The 261-nt window shown below is 47.1% G+C and carries 1 protein-coding gene; it reads left to right on the top strand.

Annotated elements, in window-relative coordinates; genetic code table 11:
* Positions 1-261 (top strand): hypothetical protein (locus AAEY88_RS14190; RefSeq protein ID WP_350563420.1); only part of this gene is annotated, 261 nt, incomplete at both ends.

Here is a 261-nt window from a genome sequence, read left to right as displayed (position 1 = left end):
ACAAGAAAGGGTTTAACGATGTGATCAGATATTTCCAATCATTCGAGGCTTTCAGCTGGAAGTTTCGCACCTACCTTTTCATGTTCAACGCGCCTACATTGGGTAGGATCAACGCATGGTTCCATTCCTATCCGCATCCAGGACATCACAAAGAATTCGACCATGACACTTATCAGGTGTTGCCGGATGAAATCATCGGTCTTGACTCCTCGTACCAACTGAGGAAGGAATACGTCATTCACGATAGGGACGGCGCAGGGT

The sequence above is a fragment of the Psychrobacter sp. CAL346-MNA-CIBAN-0220 genome (assembly GCF_040309805.1).
Classification (GTDB): Bacteria; Pseudomonadota; Gammaproteobacteria; order Pseudomonadales; family Moraxellaceae; genus Psychrobacter.
The sequence above is the reverse complement of the archived record's forward strand: the minus strand, read 5'-3'. Positions and strand labels throughout refer to the sequence as shown.